Below are 18,150 nucleotides of genomic sequence, written 5' to 3' on the forward strand. Positions count from 1 at the left end.
GGCCTCAGGGCCTGGCGGTCAATAAAAACAAGAGATCAGACCACCATGACAACTATGTCGCTCGAAGCGGTTTCGACCGTGCGCTCCAATGCCTACCGTAAAACCGCGTGGCGCCTAATGCCTTTTCTGATGCTGTGCTACCTGTGTGCCTATCTGGATCGGGTCAATGTCGGCTTTGCCAAGCTGCAAATGATGAACGATCTGGCGCTCAGCGAAACCGTCTACGCACTGGGCGCAGGCATGTTCTTCATCGGTTATTTCCTTTGCGAAGTCCCAAGTAACATCATTCTTCACAAGGTTGGTGCGCGGGTGTGGATTGCGCGCATCATGATCACCTGGGGCATCGTTTCCGCCCTGTTCGCCTTCGTCGAAACTGCCTGGCAATTCTATGCTCTGCGCTTTCTGCTTGGCATTGCCGAAGCCGGTCTGGCACCGGGTCTATTGCTGTATTTGACCTACTGGTTTCCTTCCTATCGGCGAGCCCGCATGACCGTATTGTGGTTTATCGCCATTCCGCTGTCAGGGATGGTGGGCGGCCCGCTCTCTGGCTGGATCATGAACCATTTCGCCGGTGTGCACGGCTGGGCCGGATGGCAATGGATGTTCGTACTCGAAGCGGCGCCTACGGTCGTGGTCGGGCTGCTGGTGCTGAGCTATCTCAAGGATGGCGTGCATCAAGCCACCTGGCTCGATGATGACGAGAAAGCCCTGATCAGTCGCGAACTGGCCGAGGATGACCAGAAGAAAGTCACCCATGCTTCTGTGGGGGAGTTCATTCGCGACCGTCGCCTTTGGTTGCTTGCGGGCATCTACTTCTGCGTCGTGATGGGCCAGTACGCAATCACCTTCTGGCTACCTACGCTAGTGCGTAACGCCGGGGGTCTCCGACCCACTGCATATCGGCTTTCTGACCAGCCTGCCCTACCTCTGCGCAATCGCAGCCATGCTGCTGGTAGGGCGCAGTGGTGACAAACATCGCGAGCGTCGCTGGCATCTGATCGGTCCGATGATTGCGGGGGCACTCGGCTTGACACTCGCCGCGCTACTTGGCGGCAACATCGTCCTCTCCATCCTGAGCCTGTGCCTGGCGGCGTCCGGCATCCTGGCTGCGTCCTCCATGTTCTGGATGCTGCCCACCACGTTGCTCGGTGGTGTCTCCGCCGCCGCGGGCATCGCGGCGGTCAACAGCTTCGCCAACCTCGCCGGCTTTTGCTCGCCCTATCTGATCGGCTGGATCACCACGCAGACTGGATCCAGCGCCATCGGCATGTATCTGATCACCGGCGTACTGATGGGCGGTGCCTTATTGGTGCTGCGAATTCCCGCTGCCCTGGTCAATCGTTGAGTTAACGGAGTTTTCACCATGATGACTAATCCTTCATATCTTTCATCCAAAACCCTGGCGGAGCGCGCCCACAACATTCGCCGCCACGCACTGCGAATGGGACAAGTCCAGGGACAGGGTTATGTCGGCCAGGCACTTGGCGCTGCCGACCTGCTGGCAGTGTCTTACTTCCACGCCCTGAGTTATCACCCCGAAAATCCTGAATGGGAGGAGCGCGATCGCTTCTACCTGTCAATCGGTCACTACGCAATCGCGTTGTATGCAGCCTTGATAGAAGCCGAAATCATCCCGCTCGACGAGCTGGAAACCTACGGTTCGGATGACAGTCGCCTGCCGATGTCGGGCATTGCCACCTACACCCCAGGCATGGAAATTACCGGCGGCTCGCTTGGACAGAACCTGGGCATCGCGGTTGGTGCCTGCCTGGGACTCAAGCGCAAGGGCTCGACTTCCTTCGTCTACAACTTGCTGTCGGACGGCGAGTTGAATGAAGGCTCGACCTGGGAAGCCGTCATGTCGGCGTCTCATTGGAAGCTCGACAACCTGATCGCCATCGTCGATGTGAACAACCAGCAAGCCGATGGCTATTCGGGCGAGATCCTTTCGTTCGAACCCATCGTTGATCGCTGGCAGGCATTCGGCTGGTTCACCCAGCGAGTCGATGGAAATGATCTTGACGCGCTGGTCGCAGCCTTCGACGCCGCGCGCGACCATCTCGGAACCCAACCACGGGTCATCATTTGCGATACAAAAATGGGTAAAGGTGTGCCCTTCCTTGAAACCCGGGAAAAGACACACTTCATCCGCGTGGAAGAGCACGAATGGGATCTGGCACTGAGCAACCTTGAAGAAGGAAAAAACCAATGAGTAACGCTGCCAACACTTCGACTTCGACTGGCGAACCGGCCAAAAAGCGCCTGACCACCTCGGCGATGATCGCCTCGATTGCCTCTGAAGGCCAAGCCACAAAATCCGCGCCGTTCGGGCACGCCCTGGCCGCTCTTGCCGATCAGCGTTCAGATATCGTTGGAATGTCCGCCGACTTGTCCAAGTACACCGATTTGCACATCTTCGCCAAGGCGCATCCGAAGCGTTTCTATCAGATGGGCATGGCCGAGCAGTTGCTCATGAGTGCCGCGGCGGGCATGGCCAGAGAGGGCTTTGTGCCCTTCGCCACAACCTATGCAGTGTTCGCCTCCCGCCGCGCCTATGACTTCATCTGCATGGCGATTGCTGAGGAAAACCTCAACGTCAAAATCGTCTGTGGATTACCTGGCCTCACGACCGGCTACGGTCCAAGTCATCAGGCCACGGATGACCTGGCGATCTTTCGCGCCATGCCGAACTTGATGATCGTCGATCCGTGGGACGCGCTTGAAATAGAACAGGCCGTACCCGCCATCGCAGCGCACCAAGGGCCGGTTTACATGCGTTTGTTGCGCGGGAATGTGCCCCTGGTGCTGGACGAGTACAGCTACAAATTCGAGATCGGCAAGGCTAAAACCCTGTGTACCGGCAACGACGTGCTGATCATCTCCACGGGCTTGATGACGATGCGCGCTCTGGAAGCGGCCAAGCAGTTGCAAGCCGATGGCGTTGACGTCCCCGTGCTCCACGTACCAACGATCAAACCGCTGGATGAACAAACCATCCTTGCAGAAGCCAGAAAGCCCGGACGACTGGTGGTGACCGCAGAAAACAGCTCCATCATCGGTGGACTGGGCGAAGCTGTTGCTACGGTCTTGCTGCAAAACGGCGTAACGCCAACCTTCAGGTAAATTGCTTTACCAGACGCCTTCCTTGATGCCGGAGCTCTGCCGACACTGCATGATCGCTATGGCATTTCTACTCAAGCCGTTTGCACGCGGATCAAAGCCTGGTTGTAACTGCAAAGTGAGGCGCCTGAATTTCGCAAGCAACTTATGTACATCCCAGACTTCAACGCATCTAACGTGTTTTCACACGGCCTGAATCGATCGCAGCCCTTCTTCACAGGAAGCAATCGGCTAAAAGTAATGGGGTGGACTCCTCTTAACTCGCCATCTTGACTCCCGGACTGAAGGTGCGAACCACAGTTAGTCGTGAGAAGGAGTCCACACATGAAGCTTACGTGCCTTAGGGAGGCGACTTGGCCAAGAACCTAGGTCCACGGAGTGGATCGGCATGAGCAGCCAGTTTGGCGGCAGCTTTTAGCTCGCGATCGCGTGGCTGCGACCGGTTTAGATCAAATACATTACGCATTACAAACCCAAACAAAAAGTGAGGTGTGAAGGCTATAAAACTCACTGTTAACCCCATGATCTGACCTCAGGCTAACGGAGCCAGGGAATTATCCCTGGTCTACTGTGCCTTTGGGCTTCGGCTCAGGGACGCGACCTCCGTTCGTCAAATCAACAATAATGAGGTTTCGATGAAGCTCGACCTTTCTCGTCGCATAAGCAGAACCGCCAACGCCAATGCGCAGTTGTTCAATCTGTCACTGAGTTGGGTCGCTGACAACGCCCAACGGGAACAGATGCTGATGAGAATTCCTTCACGACTTTACGGCTTCCAGTTAGACAATTGACGCGCTTAGTCGCCAGGCAATCGGGCAAGCACTCCGACGCCCTCCTCCGTATACCTGAATCACCCGGTCCCCGGGCGACAGGTTGCGCACACTGAAAAAGTGGAACAACGATGCACAACTATAAAAACGCACTGAAAATCGCCGGCATCATCAGCTTGGCGAGCACCTCTGGTGCATCTCATGCCGAAGGTTTCCTGGAAGACAGCAAGGCCAGACTTCAAACCAAAAACTTCTACCTCAACCGTGACTTCCGTGATGACAGCGGGCAGAACAAACGTGATGAATGGGCGCAGGGATTCATCCTTGATTATCAATCGGGCTTTACCGCTGGCACTCTCGGTTTTGGCGTGGATGCCTTGGGCATGCTCGGCCTTAAACTGGACTCCAGCCCCGATAGAACTGGTACAGACCTGCTACCCGTACATGATGACGGGCGAGCGCCGGACGAGTAAATACCCACCGCCATCAGGCTTGATCGTGACGGCAGAAAAGCCATAATGCTACGACACTACAAAGTAAAGAGCATATTTTGAACCCTATTATAATCATACCCACAAGACTCGCATCGACTAGGCTGCCTGGCAAAGCGCTGCGTATGATTAACGGTCAGCCCATGATTTCTCATGTCTGGCGTCGAGGTATGGAAGCGGACATTGGACCAGTTGTTGTTGCCTGCGGCGACGAACAACTGGTCGAAGTAATCAGAGACTTAGGCGGTCAGGCTGTTTTGACCGATACTGCTCTTCCCTCTGGCTCAGATCGAGCGTATGCGGCTCTATGCAAAATTGATCCCGATGCGGAGCATGATATTGTCGTGGTCCTCCAAGGCGACCTACCAACAATTGATCCGGCAGCAGTCCGTGCAACGTTATTGCCCTTAATCCAGAATAAAGAATGTGATATTGCAACGCTTGCAACAGTGATTGGGAATGCCGCTGAACTAAAAGCGCCACAGGTGGTGAAGATTGCATTGGCACGCATTGGTGACGAGCCTATTGGGCGAGCAGTGTACTTCAGTCGTTCAATCATCCCCTTCGGTGCTGGCGAGCACTATCACCATGTTGGTATGTACGCCTATCGGCGTGATGCTCTTGCTAAATTTGTGAACCTGCCCTGCGGTGTTCTAGAACAGCGGGAGAACTTGGAACAGTTAAGGGCTCTGGAGAATGGAATGCACATAGGTGTTGTTATAATCCAGACTCAACCATTAGGCGTCGATACGCTTGCAGATTTGGAACAAGCGAGAACGTTACTACGCAGCATATAACTGATAAGGTTAAAAAGTAACGCTCTAGCAAAAAGCTTCATGGACAGTAAACCGATCGCACCTTGCGCCCAAACCCGACATCGTTACCGCGCAGTACCGCCATAGCTTCTATAACCGGAGCTGCGACTTTCTGACGTAGTTGCTGGCGATTCAACCTTCCTCGCCCGGTTGATCCGGGCGGTACCCGAGGAGATGAAACAGTGATTTGCCCCTACCAGTCGTAAAGGCATCTAGGAAACCTGTGCATGTCTGGCAGTGCATGATCTGCGCCTTAATCATCCTGGTGTCACAGGAGCTGCAGTCGATCAGATCAATCAAGGAGCCCTACAAATTACGTAACGCTTTGACCAATTCCTGATCGTTACCACTTAATGCACTGGTGGCGATTGCTGCACCAATTCAACGGTGGGCTGGCGCCAGCTCTGGCCGAGGAAAAACTTAACGTCGTGTCCGCGATTAGTTGACCACTACATGCCGAAGCAACATCGCTATCTCGGCATCTCGCCTTTTCTGTTTACAGCTTTGCCGAAGCCGCTTGGCGCAAGATAAACATGGATGTGCCTAGAGTAGCGGAAGCATAGGCAAATCATTTGCGCTGATGCTACTCGGAGCTCCAACCTTGCCGTGGTTCTTGCGAAAGTCGGTAATGGTTTTGAAGTCCGGAGCCAATCGCCCAACGAAATGGCAGTCTGGGCAACACCACAGTACATTTTTTTCATCGATTCAGAGTTCACAAGCAGCCCAATCAAACCAGGAAACCCTCAACCAGCTAACCCAATAGCTGCCCCCCCAGTCATCGTTGAAGTCGTACCCGGGGTTGTGCACTGCACCATGCCTACCCACCCCCCTCACCATTCCCGATAAAGAGGTAGCTCCCAGGACAATGCTCAAGCCTCACAGCAAAATCTTCGCTGGCTGCAATTGGGGATGTTTCTTCGAACACCCCTTCCTCCCCTAGCCAACCTACAGCTACCTAACGAGCAAATGCAGTGAGTTGGGGGCATTGATCTAGGGCAGGAAGGACCCTTTCTCCTCTATATCAACACTCACGCAGGCACCAAAACTGATCGATTGAGCTTGTGCAACCTCAGCAATGCGAGTGAGCAACATCTTCCTAAGTTCAGGTTTCAAAGCGCGAACACATAACTGCAGCTCGGCATGAACCGGAATAACATTAGGTGCCTCACCGAATGAAACGGTCCTACAGTGAAGTTGGCATTTGAATTAGGCGGCTATCAGTTCCATTGGTCAACCACATCACCATTGAGCAGAGTGACGTATACCAAATGGGACACGACCTTGCGTACTTTTTAATTGCAACTTTTTTCCGGACAGTTCTTTCTTCTTCCATAGAGTTTTGCCGGGGGGCCAATCCCTGGTTTCCATCAGTGCCGCAATCATTATCCTGGTGACTGTGCTGCTCCTGTTTCTCGCTCACAAATGGTGCTGGATCTGGTAAGTACAGCAGCCTGATCTAAACCAACTCAAACCAAAAACTGTTCAACTAACCGAACCCAGTAACTGGCTCCCGTCCCCAGGCAGTCATCATTAAAGTCGTATCCAGGGTTATGCACCATGCACCCCACCTCCCCATCGCCATTACCGATAAAGAGATAGCTCCCAGGACAATGCTCAAGCATCACCGCAAAATCTTCACTGGCAGCAATAGGCACCATGTCCTGAATTACCCCCTCTTCACCCAACCAATCAACAGCAACCTGACGGGCAAACGCAGTAAGTTGAGGATCATTGATTAAGGGTGGCAACGATTCTCCCCTATCAACCTCCACACTCACACTGGCACCGAAGCTAAGCGCCTGCGCCTGGGCAACTTGGACAATCCGCTTGAGAAGGTCAGCTCGAACGTTAGGCTTCAAGGCGCGAACACAGAGCTGGAGCACTGCATGCCCCGGAATGACATTGGGCGCCTCACCGGAATGGAAGGAGCCCACAGTGATCACCGCGGTGTCCAGAGGGTCCGTATTGCGCGACACAATACTTTGCAGCGCCATGACAATCGCCCCCCCAGTAAGTATGGGATCAATGGCTTTGTGTGGCATGCCTCCATGCCCCCCCGTACCATCAATTCGAATTTCCACAGTATCGGTAGAGGCCATGAACGGACCGGCACGGAACCCCAACTTACCTACTGGCAAACCAGGCATGTTGTGCATGCCGAACAACGCATTACAGGGGAATCGCTTCAGGAGACCATCATCCAGCATTTTCTGCGCGCCCCCATCGCTTTCTTCGGCGGGCTGAAAGATGACGACCAGCGTACCGTCGAACTGCCGGTAGCTGGCTAGGTGCCGCGCGGCAGCCAGGAGCATTGCAGTATGGCCGTCGTGTCCACATGCATGCATGGCGCCTGGATGCTGGCTCGCATACGGCAGTCCGGTCTGCTCCAGAATCGGCAACGCATCCATATCAGCCCGAATACCAATGACCTTGCTTCCACAACCTTGCTGCAAACGCCCTACGACACCTGTGCCACCAAAGCCGCGATGCACTTCAAATCCCCACAACTCGAGCTTAGCAGCAACCAGATCTGAGGTTTTGAACTCCTGAAGGCTGAGCTCCGGGTAAGCATGAAGCTGGCGGCGCAACTCAATCATTTCAGCTTCAATGGCACGGATACCCGGCAGCATGGGTCGAGCAGTCATGGACTTCACCTGATTCATGTAAGGGAGGCTCGCCTGCAACGTGCGAGGATGTAAAACTATAAACGTTAAGTGCTGCAAGCTCTGCTCAATTATATGCAGGCAGAGAAGCTACTGGGAGTCGCAAAAACTGCCGCATGACAACCTATGGTTTACACCTGATTTTACGCTATTCAGTAGCCTGTACCGGCTTGTGCTGATGCTCACAATGAGTCAATTTCCAGAGACTGTGAGGCATCATGCACCTCCTCATTCAGAAAGTGCTGCCCCTCAGGAAAACAAAAAATGTGCAGCCAACAGCAGGATGTAAAGATGAAAATGCGTCAACTTCGGGCACTTACGATGGTTGCAGATTGTGGAAGTATCAGAGCCGCGGCCCGCAAAATGGGTCTCTCGCAAACAGCGGTGGCCAAAACATTGAAAGAACTGGAAGAACAGATTCAACTGCCGCTGATGATACGCAATACTAATGGCATCACCCTGACACGTTACGGTCAGTCATTGCTCCAACATGCCCGTTTGATGTTGGGCCAACTAGAGCGCGCCCAGCTTGAGTTGGCCCATTTGAGCAACCAGGCAGAAGGTCATTTGCGATTGGGTATATCGCCATGGATGGGGCTGACACTTCTACCGGAAACCGTGACACTCTTTCGCGAGAAAATGCCCAAGGTTCGTCTGGAGGTCTTTGAAGGCCTTATGGCCGTTGCCCTCCCTCGTTTGCGAGATGGAACCATCGAGTTTGCTGTCGGTCTCGTCAGTGCGTCCTTGCCGCAACCCGAGTTTGCCTGCGATCCGTTGCTTGAATACGAAATGGTCGTTGTGGCTCGACAGGGTCACTCCAAGCAGCACAGTCAATCAATTCATGAGCTAATTGAACACGACTGGGTGCTCAACTATCCAGATACCAGCCACGACCAGGTGATGACCGAAATATTCTGGCAACACGGGGCTAATATCAGTGTGCAACGCCTGCAGCGAGCACAGTCAGTTCAATTGATGCTGGCAATGACCGAACAGACTGACATGCTGAGCTACTTCCCCAAACCAATCCTGTGCGCGCCCCTGTATGCGGGGCGTGTGATGAGCCTCCATCTCAAGGAACATTTTGCAACTGACATTATCGGTATTACTCAACTACGTAATACACAATTGGGCGTCGCCGCCCAATGCTTTGTCGAGTGCTTGCTTCAAGTTATCCGCCGCCGCGCTCGATCATCCAAGAAAGAAGATGTATGTTTATTTGACACTTTGACCCTGCTGATCTAGAAATCTGAGTGCTGATTCTTCGTATCTTCGCCAAGAAAGTCTTCAATCAGATAGACAGCGAGGCTTGGCCGACGCTATGGCGCTGGACGGTGGGACGGCATCCGCGCAAGGGAATGCACCTTACTGAAGGGATCGCATACGCCGGTTGTGTAATTCATGCACGGGCAGTTCGCTCACTGAAAAGTCGCTTTCTTGAAGGTGATCGGGGCGCAGCACTTATGCCTTTAAGAGGTACCGACTTTCATCCGGCGCAACTCGCGATACAAAGTTGCTCGGCTGATGCCCAACAGCCGAGCCGCATCGTCCTTGTTATCTTGGGCGACACTCAATGCATGGCGGATCTGCAGATCACGCTGTTGACCGAGAAAAGCCTCAAGATTCAGGGACTCTCCCGTTGAACCGGCGGATACGGGACTCAAGGAAAGGAACTCTTCGTCCAGATCAATTCCCCCTGCAATCAAGAATCGCAGCAAAACGTTTTCCAGTTGCCGCGTATTTCCCGGCCAGGGATAGTGCAGCAAACGTGACAACACTTCGGATGGCATTTTGCGGATCGGCAGCCCTTGGCGTTTTGCCAGGCGCTCGAGCAAAGAACTGATGAGGTAATCCAAATCCTCGCGTTCACGCAGCGCCGGCAAGTGGATATTGAATACGTTGAGACGGTAGTACAGGTCGAGCCTGAATGCCCCGCTGCGCACCAGTGCTGGCAACGGTCGGTTGGTCGCGCAGATTATGCGGGTATCAATGGAGATGGGAGCAGTGCCCCCCACACGCACCACCTCCTGGTTCTGAACCGCTCGCAGCAAGCTGGCTTGCAAATTGATTGGCATGTCGCCGATTTCATCAAGAAACAAGGTGCCGCCACTGGCTAGTTCGAACTTGCCCGGTTTGCCCCGCGCCCGTGCGCCGGTGAACGCCCCGCCTTCATAGCCAAACAGCTCCGAGTCGATCAACGAGTCAGGTATCGAGGCGCAATTGAGCCACACGAACGGTCGGCTGGAGCGGCGAGACAATCCATGAATAGCGTTAGCCGCTAGTTCCTTGCCACAGCCACTTTCACCGAGGATGAGCGTCGGTAACATGTGCTCTGAAGCCTGGTGAATTTTTTGCCGCAAACTGTCTATCTGTGGCCCCTGACCGATAATGTCGTCCATTGAGTAGCGAGGAGTCCAACCACTTTCCGGGCCGCGAATCGACAGGCTTCGCTGAGCGCTCAACGCTGCTGCTTTCAATGCATCGAGGTTGGAAAACAGGGCCAGACCTACGGCACCGATAATGGTTTCACCGTCATAAACCGGGACTTGTCTGGCGAACAGTTGTTGGCCTTTGACCGTGAGTGTCATGCCCGCCTCCACTGGCGCCCCTTTGGCAATCAGATGCAGACGGGACTTGGGTGACACCACGTCAGTGATATGCCGACCGACAAAATCGACCGGGCTGCCACCGAGCAATCGACAGTAGGAGTCGTTGATCAGCACCACCCTGCCTTCGACATCGACTACCACCAGGCAATCGGAAACATGGTCGAGTACCCGGCGCAAGAAAAGCGCTTCGTTCTGTCCTGAACCAAACCATTCTGGAAATGGCATACAACAGTCTCAAGGTTGATATCTGAGACACATACATAACACTCCTATTCATATACATGAACCTAAACTTCAGATAAGCAAAATTTATCTCTTGATTTTCAATAACTTGTATATCAGTTTTTTAAATATAGCGTGTGGCATGGAACCTGCTGATATGCAATTGCACTGTCCGATTCAACGGGCAAATGTCTCAATTTCATCAGCGGAGCAATATCCTTGAAAAACACAATGTTGATTGGTGACACCCAAGTGAGCGTATACGGCAGCGGGCCGACCTTGGTGATGTGCCACGGCTTCACGACCACCGCAAGGTTCTGGCGGGAACAGATCGGCACGTTTTCCCAAACTCATCGTGTGGTGGTGCTTGATCTCCCCGGCCATGGTCGCTCCCCTCGCCCGGCCGACCGCAAGTACACCATCGACGCGTTTGTCGCTGACCTGGAGTTGATCTTCGAAACCCTGGTGATCACCGACGCCGTGCTGATCGGTCTTTCGATGGGCGGCACGGTTTCCCAGCATTTCGCCTTGAAAAATCCTGACCTTTTGAAAGCGTTAGTACTGGTGGGCGCAACCCCTCATGGACTCGGCCCCGCAGTGCAAGTGCACAACGTGCTCGAGGCTATCGAGCGGTTAGGCGTCGAACAATCAAGCCAGGATGTGATTGATCGTTCATTTGGCTCCTGCGCCTCCTCTGAGCTGCTGGCATTTGCCAAAAAGGAGGTCATCAATACCCCCGCTTTCGTGGCGCGTGAAGCCATTGTCTCGCTGAATGCGGCAGACAGCCGACCGCTGCTGGCGAAGCTGAAAATGCCTACGTTAGTCATCTGCGGCGAGGAAGATCAGATCACCCCGCCCGACCAATCATTGAATCTGGCGAAGGGCATTCCCCATGCAACGCTTGAGTTACTGAAGAAGGCCGGACATTTCCCGATGCTGGAACAACCAGAACGGTTCAATGCTGCACTTCGCTCGTTCGTCGATCGAATCTCGGCATAAGTCTTTGTCACTTGAGCTGCCCGGATAAGGCAGCCAGAACAACATGCTTCTGGAGACGAAAATGAACACGACTACGATACTGAACAACCCCACTGAGACGCGGCGAGTGGTTTTCGCCGCAGCCTTGGGAACTGTTTTCGAATGGTATGATTTTTTTATCTACGGCAGTCTCGCTGTATTCTTTGGCGGTCTGTTTTTCCCCAAAGGCAACGAGTCGGCAGCCATACTTGCATCGCTGGCGACATTCGGCGCAGGGTTTGTCTTGCGCCCCTTTGGCGCAGTGTTTTTCGGTTGGCTGGGCGATACACTCGGTCGCAAAAAAACCTTCCTGATCACCATGATGATCATGGGTGGAGCAACTGCCGTCATCGGTTTCCTGCCCACCTATGAAACCGTGGGATGGACTGCACCGGCGATCCTGGTGTCTCTGCGCTTGTTGCAGGGCCTAGCCATCGGCGGAGAGTTCGGCGGCGCAGTCACCTATATCGCCGAGCACACCCCGCCCCATCGCCGTGGCTACATGACCAGTTGGCTACAAATCACCGGCACCATCGGTTTGCTGCTTTCGCTGGCAGTGATTCTGCTGCTGCGTTCGTCGATGTCTGCCGAAGACTTTCTAAGTTGGGGCTGGCGCGTACCGTTCATGCTATCCATCCTTCTTCTGACCTATTCACTGTTTGTCCGTATGAGCCTGGAAGAGTCGCCGGTTTTTCTGGAGATGAAGGCCCATGGCAGCGCTTCTCAGAACCCGATCAAGGATACATTCGGCAATGCGCGAACCCTGCGGATCGTCATAATCTCTATTGTCGGTGCGGTCGCCGGCCAAGCGGTGATCTGGTACACCGCGCATTTCTACAGCCTGCAGTTCCTGACCTCGACCCTGAAGATTTCCGCACAGTCAGCTTATCTGTACCTAACGATTGCCTTGGTCCTGGCCACGCCGTTTTTTGTGTTCTTCGGCTGGCTGTCCGACAGAGTCGGACGCAAGTGGATCATGATCAGTGGGTTCCTGTTGTCAGCCATATTTTTCATGCCGATCTTTCATGGCATCGCGCAATACGGCAACCCGGCGCTGGAGACTTTCCGTGCGAATACCAGCGTGACCATTGAAGGCGGCGACTGCCGCGAGGATCAGTCCTTTATTGGCCAACTGTTCCAGCCAAAAGCCACCAAGCTGTGCACACGGGCGCGCTCCTACTTGTCTGCCAACAGTGTGCCGTATGTCCTGCATCCGGCAGAGGGGGAGTTGCGACTTGTGATTGGCAGCACCACATTGCCCGGCTTCGACGAAGCCGCCACACAGGCGGTTTTACTCAAGCACGGCATGCCGATTGCGGCCGCCCCAGCCCAAGTCAATGGCCTTATGGTGGTATTGCTGCTGTTCGCACTGATATTTCTGGCAACCATGGTCTATGGCCCACTCGGGGCGTTTCTCGTTGAGCAATTCCCGGCGAAGGTGCGCTACAGCGGTGTCTCCGTCAGCCTGCAATTCGGCAACGGCTGGATCGGCGGGTTTGCCCCGTTCATTGCCACGGCACTGGCAGTGAGTTCCGGCGATATTTTTCACGGGTTGATGTACACCATCTTCGTGGCGCTGGTGTCGGCGATCATCGGCACCCTGTTCATTCGAGATAAACACCATGTCGAGATGGGTGCTGTAACCCTGCCCAACACCTTGCCAAGTCACCGTAGCACTTCGGAATAACCTCTCGTCAGCGTGGGGGTTGAACACCCGCGCTCGGTGGCCTGACACCTCGCCAGGCCATCAAGCGCACCGCAAACCCGCCCCGGCAAAACGCACCAGCTGGGCTTTCTGCTCAAAGGTATGCAACGTCATGCGCACCCTCCTCCCGTAGAGCACCGAACAGCTATGCCGTGGAAGACCACGAAATTATCCGTCGCCTGTGCCATCGGTGGCGCTGGCGCAACAAAGTGGTGCAGTTCAGTAATCAAGAATAGGTCCGTAGAAAACAGCGCAGAGTCGCGGCCCCGTCTGTTCCAGACAGATCCGGCCATTCGAGCCAGAGAAGCCGACCAATCATGACAACAGTATGTCCACCCCAGACATGCCGCGCAAAGCGGACTGGAAATCGCACCGGCAACCCCAAAGCCGCTTAATCCGGCGGCCCGACTCACAATCACAAGGGGGGCGAAACATGGCGATCAGCAAAATTCCTGTGACAGTTATTTCTGGTTTTCTAGGTGCAGGCAAAACAACATTGGTCAATCATCTGCTCAGCCAGAACAAGCAGTATCGGATCGGCGTGGTGGTCAATGAGTTCGGGGAAGTCGGCATAGACGGTCAATTGATCGTTTCCGAGAAAGAGGCGCTGATCGAGATCAATAACGGCTGCGTGTGTTGCACCGTACGCGCCGATCTTGTGGCGAGCATCAAAGAAATACTGGCCTTGGCTGGACAGCGTGTGGACCGCCTGATCGTCGAAACCTCCGGCCTGGCCGATCCAGCTCCGGTGCTGCAAACCTTCCTTGCCGACCCGGATCTACGCACCCAGGTCGAGCTGGAATCAGTCATCACTGTTGTCGATGCGCTGCACCTGAATATTCAGTTGGCCGATGAAATCGTCCGCGAGCAAATTGCTTTCGCTGACACACTGATCCTCAACAAGATCGATCTGATCACTTCAGACATGCTAGCAAGCATTCACAATCAGATACGTCAGGTCAACCGCACCGCCCACTTGATCCAGGCCATTAATTCCCAAGTGCCAGTGGACACCCTCCTCGGCACCAAGTGCTTCTCTCTGCCGAACCTGCTGATGATCGAGCCGCACATTCTCGACGATGAAGACCATGACCATGAGCACGACGCCTCGATTTCTTCGTGCTCGATAGTCACGTCCGGCGCACTGGACGCCGATCGCTTCAACCGCTGGATCAACCAACTGGTGCAGAACCAGGGGCAGCAACTGATGCGCATGAAAGGCCTGTTGAACTTCGCCAGCGAAGCCCGGCGCTTCCACTTCCACAGCGTACACATGCTATTGGAGGCAATGCCCGGACGCCGCTGGCAGGACGACGAACCCCGTGACAACCGCTTCGTATTCATCGGTCGCGACCTGGACAGCAATAACCTGCGCCAAGGGTTTCTCGCCTGCCTGAACGCCGTGTGAGCTTGCCCACCTGCCCAACACAACGCCCATCAAAACCAGGGGAAATCACCTCATGAAAAAGCAAGAAGCCTACACCCTCAGCATCGGCCTGCTCGCAGTGCTGGACACCTACCTGACCGCCACCGTGTTCCCCGTACCGGTATGGGTCACATTTATCGCCTGGGCTTCGTTCTTCATCGTCGGTGGCGGCACTGCAGGTTTTGTCCGCAGCATTGCCTCCAATCTCACCGGGGTGCTGATCAGCTCACTGGTGCTGCTGGGGATTGCCACGGTCAGTCAAGCGCCGTTCTTCATCGCCGTCGTGGTGGGGATCGGCAGTGCCGCCATGGTTCAAGCCTCCAAGATTCCGCTACTGAGCATTCTGCCGGCGATCGTCTGGGGTTTTGCTTCTACGGTCGGCACCACTGCGGTCAGCGGCAAGCCGATGACCACTCTTGACCTGACCAATCCGGCACTGATCGCCGCCGTCGCGCTGATCACCGGTGCATCGTTCGGCTACGTCTCCGAGCGCCTGGGCGATGCACTGACCAGCAAACCCGGCCCCCAACTCGCCTGACCCTCGCCACTCACACCGGAGCACAAAATGAAACTACAACATTATCTCGGCGGCCTGGAAAACCTCGGAGCCGTAGATTTCGAGAGACGGGTATTTGTTCAGGAATGGGAAAAACGCATATTTGGCATCCACACCACAATGATGGCTGAAAGTGCGCACCTGATCGATGCCCTGCCCAAGTACCCAATGGACACGCTGCCCACTGCGTTCAAAAGCAACTGGACCTGGGCATCGTTGCGTACAGGTGCCGAAGGCATGCAGCCATTTGAGTACTTCAAGTTTCGATACTACGAAAAATGGTTGATGGGCATCTCGGGGTTCTTCGTCGACCAAGGTTACATCAGTGGTGATGAGCTAAGCCGCCTCACAGAACATTATCGCAAGCAACCAGACGCCCCACTCCCGGACAAGCCCAGTGCGCCCATCCAAGAGCAGATCGTACGTTACTTGCACGAGGGTGATTCGGGTCAACGACCCTATGCCGGTGCGGCACTGTTTGCCCGGGGCGACACAGTAACCATTGCCGATCCGGTGGCCGTGGACCATACCCGCCTGCCCGGCTACCTGCGCAACAAGCAGGGAAAGATCGTCGAGGTTTATCCAGGTGCTTTCTCCTACTTCGTGAACACCGGAGCGGATGGTATTGGCGAGCCAATGCCGGTTTATCGAGTGAGCGTCGAGGCAGCAGACATCTGGGGCGAAGAAAAAAGCGAAGCCAACACCACCCTTTACGCAGACCTGTTCGAAGCCTATCTGCAGCCGGCATTTTTATCCTGATCAACGCTCAATAAACCACTCTTGCTAGGGAGCTATTCCATGAGCCAACTTTTCGAATATGAACAACAACGGGAAGCCGAAAGCGCAGCGAAGGTGCGGGCGCTGGAAGTGTTGCTGATCGAAAAAGGCGTGATCGGCAGCGACTCTGTGGACACCGTACTGGCTCACTTCGAGACGGTCGCTGGCCCCTTTAACGGGGCAAAAATCGTCGCCCGTGCCTGGGTCGATTCTGAATACAAGGCGCGGTTGCTGGCCAATACCCCAAAAGCCATCGCCGAGTTGAACCTGGCTCAGGGCATGGACGGCGCCGAGGGCGAACACATGCTGGCAGTCGCCAACAGCCCCGATGCGCACAATCTGATCATCTGCACCCTCTGCTCCTGCTACCCCTGGCCTATCCTCGGCTTGCCCCCTTATTGGTACAAGGACCCCGTATTCCGCGCCCGTGGCGTGCGTGAGCCCCGTGCGGTGCTTAGAGAATTCGGCGTGCCCGTGAGCGACCAAACCAAGGTTCAGGTGTGGGACAGCAGTGCGCAGATCCGCTGGTTCGTAGTACCGGAACGCCCCGCCAACTCCGAGCACTTGAGCGAAGCCCAACTGGCCAAGCTGGTTACTCCAGAATCAATGATGGGCGTGGCACTGGTCCAACTACCTGCCGCCTGAGGACTCGCGCATGTTTACCCAATTCGAAGAGTTCGCCGCCAACAGCATGCTCGGCCAAAAGGATTCGCCGCCGCGCTCGCAGGGTCGTTTGCATTTCAGCCAGGACTGGCAGCGCAGTCTTTACGGCATGGCGCTGGCACTGTCCAAGGAAGGGCATTTTGAGTGGGAAGCCTTTCGCCAGAACCTTATCGGTTCGATTGCCCACTGGGAGCAACTGCCCTGCGCTAACCAGCCGCCCTGGGACTATTACGAGCGGTTTCTCGAAGCGCTGATCAAAGTGCTGGAAGAACACTCGCTGCTGGACGCCGAAGAACTGCAGGCACACTTGAACGCACACAAACCTGCCCCACACACAGAGTTGAGGAACACCCCATGAATAGCAGTGTACTGACGCACGCCACCAGCCGCAGCCGTGGCAACCGCTTGCTCGTAACTTTCGGTTCGATCCTGCTGGGTTTATCGCTGGTGTACTTCGCCGGCTTCTCACACCTGGACCTGGTTCACAACGCCGCCCACGACACCCGCCACAGTGCCGGTTTCCCCTGCCACTGAGCGACATTGCGGAGCACCCCGAGTATGTTCACTCGCATCCTTACCACCGCCTGTTTCACCGGGGCCATTGCGGCCTTGTTGCTGACGTTGATGCAAAGCCTGTGGATCTCGCCGCTGATTCTCCAGGCAGAAGTGTATGAAAACGCGCAAACGGTGCATGAACATGTTCATGAGCAACATGCTGACAGCCACGAGCACGAACACAACAATGAGACCTGGGCACCTGAGGATGGCTGGCAACGTACATTGTCCATCTTTGCTGGTGATCTGGTCGTGGCTATCGGTTTCGCTCTGGTACTCAGCGCGTTGTACAACCTGCGCACGCCCATCACCCCGTTGCACGGCATGTTGTGGGGAATGGCCGGGTACATAGCATTTTGCCTGGCACCCGCTGCCGGGCTGCCACCGGAACTACCCGGTACCATGGCAGCAGAACTGTCGTCACGACAGGACTGGTGGGTTGCCACGGCGTTAGCCACGGCGATGGCACTCGCCTTGCTGGCGTTCAGCCGACACTGGTTCTGGCGCCTGAGTGCAATCGTACTGATCGCCGCGCCGCATCTGGTCGGAGTCCCCCTGCCGGCCGATCATCACGCATTGGTTCCAGATGAACTGCTGGCGCAATTTCGCATGGCATCGTTGCTGGTCAATGCTGTGTTCTGGGTGGTATTGGGCGGATTGAGTGGGTGGTGGTTCTGGAAACAGCATGCTGCTGATGGCCCTCTTAATATTGCTTAGAAACGATAGCGATAGCGGGCAATGGTATGCCAGGAGGCTGTGCT

Annotated in this window: 15 protein-coding genes and 3 pseudogenes; 16 read left to right on the forward strand and 2 right to left on the reverse strand. The window is 55.1% G+C overall.

The annotated features are described in order from the left end of the window. Positions 1-45: 45 nt before the first annotated feature. The 6 genes and pseudogenes from AB7M29_RS20965 (at position 46) to AB7M29_RS20990 (ending at position 5,178) form a co-directional block, all read left to right on the forward strand. Positions 46-1,345: pseudogene (locus AB7M29_RS20965) on the forward strand (MFS transporter). An 18-nt stretch (positions 1,346-1,363) separates the two neighbouring features. Continuing rightward, a complete protein-coding gene (locus AB7M29_RS20970) occupies positions 1,364-2,212 on the forward strand; it encodes a transketolase (protein ID WP_454247798.1) in 849 nt (282 codons plus the stop codon). Continuing rightward, a pseudogene (locus AB7M29_RS20975) lies at positions 2,209-3,231 on the forward strand (transketolase family protein). Before AB7M29_RS20970 ends, AB7M29_RS20975 begins: the two are co-directional and overlap by 4 nt. A gap of 524 nt (positions 3,232-3,755) precedes the next feature. Further along, complete coding sequence (locus tag AB7M29_RS20980) at positions 3,756-3,911, forward strand: hypothetical protein (protein ID WP_454247799.1); 156 nt, start codon at positions 3,756-3,758, stop codon at positions 3,909-3,911. Positions 3,912-4,021: 110 nt separating this feature from the next. Then, positions 4,022-4,360, forward strand: a pseudogene (locus AB7M29_RS20985) (OprD family outer membrane porin); the annotation flags it as partial. Positions 4,361-4,440: 80 nt separating this feature from the next. Continuing rightward, positions 4,441-5,178 (forward strand): 3-deoxy-manno-octulosonate cytidylyltransferase, encoded by a 738-nt coding sequence (locus tag AB7M29_RS20990; RefSeq protein WP_454247800.1) that lies wholly within the window; start codon positions 4,441-4,443, stop codon positions 5,176-5,178. 1,484 nt (positions 5,179-6,662) lie between these two features. Here the strand turns inward: AB7M29_RS20990 and AB7M29_RS20995 are convergent. Next, on the reverse strand, positions 6,663-7,841 hold the full coding sequence (locus tag AB7M29_RS20995) for a M20 aminoacylase family protein (RefSeq protein ID WP_454247801.1): 1,179 nt from the start codon (positions 7,839-7,841) through the stop codon (positions 6,663-6,665). 309 nt (positions 7,842-8,150) lie between these two features. On the opposite strand from AB7M29_RS20995, the gene AB7M29_RS21000 reads away from it, so the two are divergent. Next, positions 8,151-9,104 (forward strand): LysR family transcriptional regulator, encoded by a 954-nt coding sequence (locus AB7M29_RS21000; RefSeq protein ID WP_454247802.1) that lies wholly within the window; start codon positions 8,151-8,153, stop codon positions 9,102-9,104. A gap of 224 nt (positions 9,105-9,328) precedes the next feature. Here the strand turns inward: AB7M29_RS21000 and AB7M29_RS21005 are convergent, their stop codons facing one another. Next, positions 9,329-10,693, reverse strand: a complete 1,365-nt coding sequence (locus tag AB7M29_RS21005) for a sigma-54 interaction domain-containing protein (protein WP_454247803.1) — start codon at positions 10,691-10,693, stop codon at positions 9,329-9,331. 216 nt (positions 10,694-10,909) lie between these two features. Between AB7M29_RS21005 and AB7M29_RS21010 the strand changes: the two genes are divergently transcribed. The 9 genes from AB7M29_RS21010 (at position 10,910) to AB7M29_RS21050 (ending at position 18,106) form a co-directional block, all read left to right on the forward strand. Then, a complete protein-coding gene (locus tag AB7M29_RS21010) occupies positions 10,910-11,689 on the forward strand; it encodes an alpha/beta fold hydrolase (RefSeq protein WP_454247804.1) in 780 nt (259 codons plus the stop codon). A gap of 61 nt (positions 11,690-11,750) precedes the next feature. After that, on the forward strand, positions 11,751-13,394 hold the full coding sequence (locus AB7M29_RS21015) for an MFS transporter (RefSeq protein WP_454247805.1): 1,644 nt from the start codon (positions 11,751-11,753) through the stop codon (positions 13,392-13,394). A gap of 451 nt (positions 13,395-13,845) precedes the next feature. Then, positions 13,846-14,820 (forward strand): CobW family GTP-binding protein, encoded by a 975-nt coding sequence (locus AB7M29_RS21020; protein ID WP_454247806.1) that lies wholly within the window; start codon positions 13,846-13,848, stop codon positions 14,818-14,820. Positions 14,821-14,872: 52 nt separating this feature from the next. Then, positions 14,873-15,376 carry a DUF1097 domain-containing protein gene (locus AB7M29_RS21025; RefSeq protein ID WP_454247807.1) on the forward strand — a complete coding sequence of 168 codons (504 nt, stop codon included), beginning with the start codon at positions 14,873-14,875 and terminating at the stop codon, positions 15,374-15,376. A gap of 27 nt (positions 15,377-15,403) precedes the next feature. Beyond that, on the forward strand, positions 15,404-16,153 hold the full coding sequence (gene nthB / locus AB7M29_RS21030; protein ID WP_454247808.1) for a nitrile hydratase subunit beta: 750 nt from the start codon (positions 15,404-15,406) through the stop codon (positions 16,151-16,153). 39 nt (positions 16,154-16,192) lie between these two features. Beyond that, positions 16,193-16,816 (forward strand): nitrile hydratase subunit alpha, encoded by a 624-nt coding sequence (gene nthA / locus AB7M29_RS21035; protein WP_454247809.1) that lies wholly within the window; start codon positions 16,193-16,195, stop codon positions 16,814-16,816. Positions 16,817-16,826: 10 nt separating this feature from the next. Continuing rightward, complete coding sequence (locus AB7M29_RS21040; protein WP_454247810.1) at positions 16,827-17,192, forward strand: nitrile hydratase accessory protein; 366 nt, start codon at positions 16,827-16,829, stop codon at positions 17,190-17,192. After that, complete coding sequence (locus AB7M29_RS21045; protein ID WP_454247811.1) at positions 17,189-17,368, forward strand: CbtB domain-containing protein; 180 nt, start codon at positions 17,189-17,191, stop codon at positions 17,366-17,368. The genes AB7M29_RS21040 and AB7M29_RS21045 overlap by 4 nt, the downstream gene beginning before the upstream one ends. 24 nt (positions 17,369-17,392) lie before the next feature. Continuing rightward, complete coding sequence (locus tag AB7M29_RS21050; protein ID WP_454247812.1) at positions 17,393-18,106, forward strand: CbtA family protein; 714 nt, start codon at positions 17,393-17,395, stop codon at positions 18,104-18,106. Positions 18,107-18,150: the final 44 nt, after the last annotated feature.

The sequence above is a fragment of the Pseudomonas sp. F-14 TE3623 genome, assembly GCF_053629015.1.

Coding starts and splice junctions, on each gene's coding strand:
- nthA (WP_454247809.1), top strand. CDS start 16,193: ATGAGCCAACTTTTCGAATATGAACAACAACGGGAAGCCGAAAGCGCA.
- AB7M29_RS21005 (WP_454247803.1), bottom strand. CDS start 10,693: ATGCCATTTCCAGAATGGTTTGGTTCAGGACAGAACGAAGCGCTTTTC.
- AB7M29_RS21045 (WP_454247811.1), top strand. CDS start 17,189: ATGAATAGCAGTGTACTGACGCACGCCACCAGCCGCAGCCGTGGCAAC.
- AB7M29_RS21040 (WP_454247810.1), top strand. CDS start 16,827: ATGTTTACCCAATTCGAAGAGTTCGCCGCCAACAGCATGCTCGGCCAA.
- AB7M29_RS21050 (WP_454247812.1), top strand. CDS start 17,393: ATGTTCACTCGCATCCTTACCACCGCCTGTTTCACCGGGGCCATTGCG.
- AB7M29_RS21015 (WP_454247805.1), top strand. CDS start 11,751: ATGAACACGACTACGATACTGAACAACCCCACTGAGACGCGGCGAGTG.
- AB7M29_RS20995 (WP_454247801.1), bottom strand. CDS start 7,841: ATGACTGCTCGACCCATGCTGCCGGGTATCCGTGCCATTGAAGCTGAA.
- AB7M29_RS20970 (WP_454247798.1), top strand. CDS start 1,364: ATGATGACTAATCCTTCATATCTTTCATCCAAAACCCTGGCGGAGCGC.
- nthB (WP_454247808.1), top strand. CDS start 15,404: ATGAAACTACAACATTATCTCGGCGGCCTGGAAAACCTCGGAGCCGTA.
- AB7M29_RS21000 (WP_454247802.1), top strand. CDS start 8,151: ATGAAAATGCGTCAACTTCGGGCACTTACGATGGTTGCAGATTGTGGA.
- AB7M29_RS21020 (WP_454247806.1), top strand. CDS start 13,846: ATGGCGATCAGCAAAATTCCTGTGACAGTTATTTCTGGTTTTCTAGGT.
- AB7M29_RS20980 (WP_454247799.1), top strand. CDS start 3,756: ATGAAGCTCGACCTTTCTCGTCGCATAAGCAGAACCGCCAACGCCAAT.
- AB7M29_RS21025 (WP_454247807.1), top strand. CDS start 14,873: ATGAAAAAGCAAGAAGCCTACACCCTCAGCATCGGCCTGCTCGCAGTG.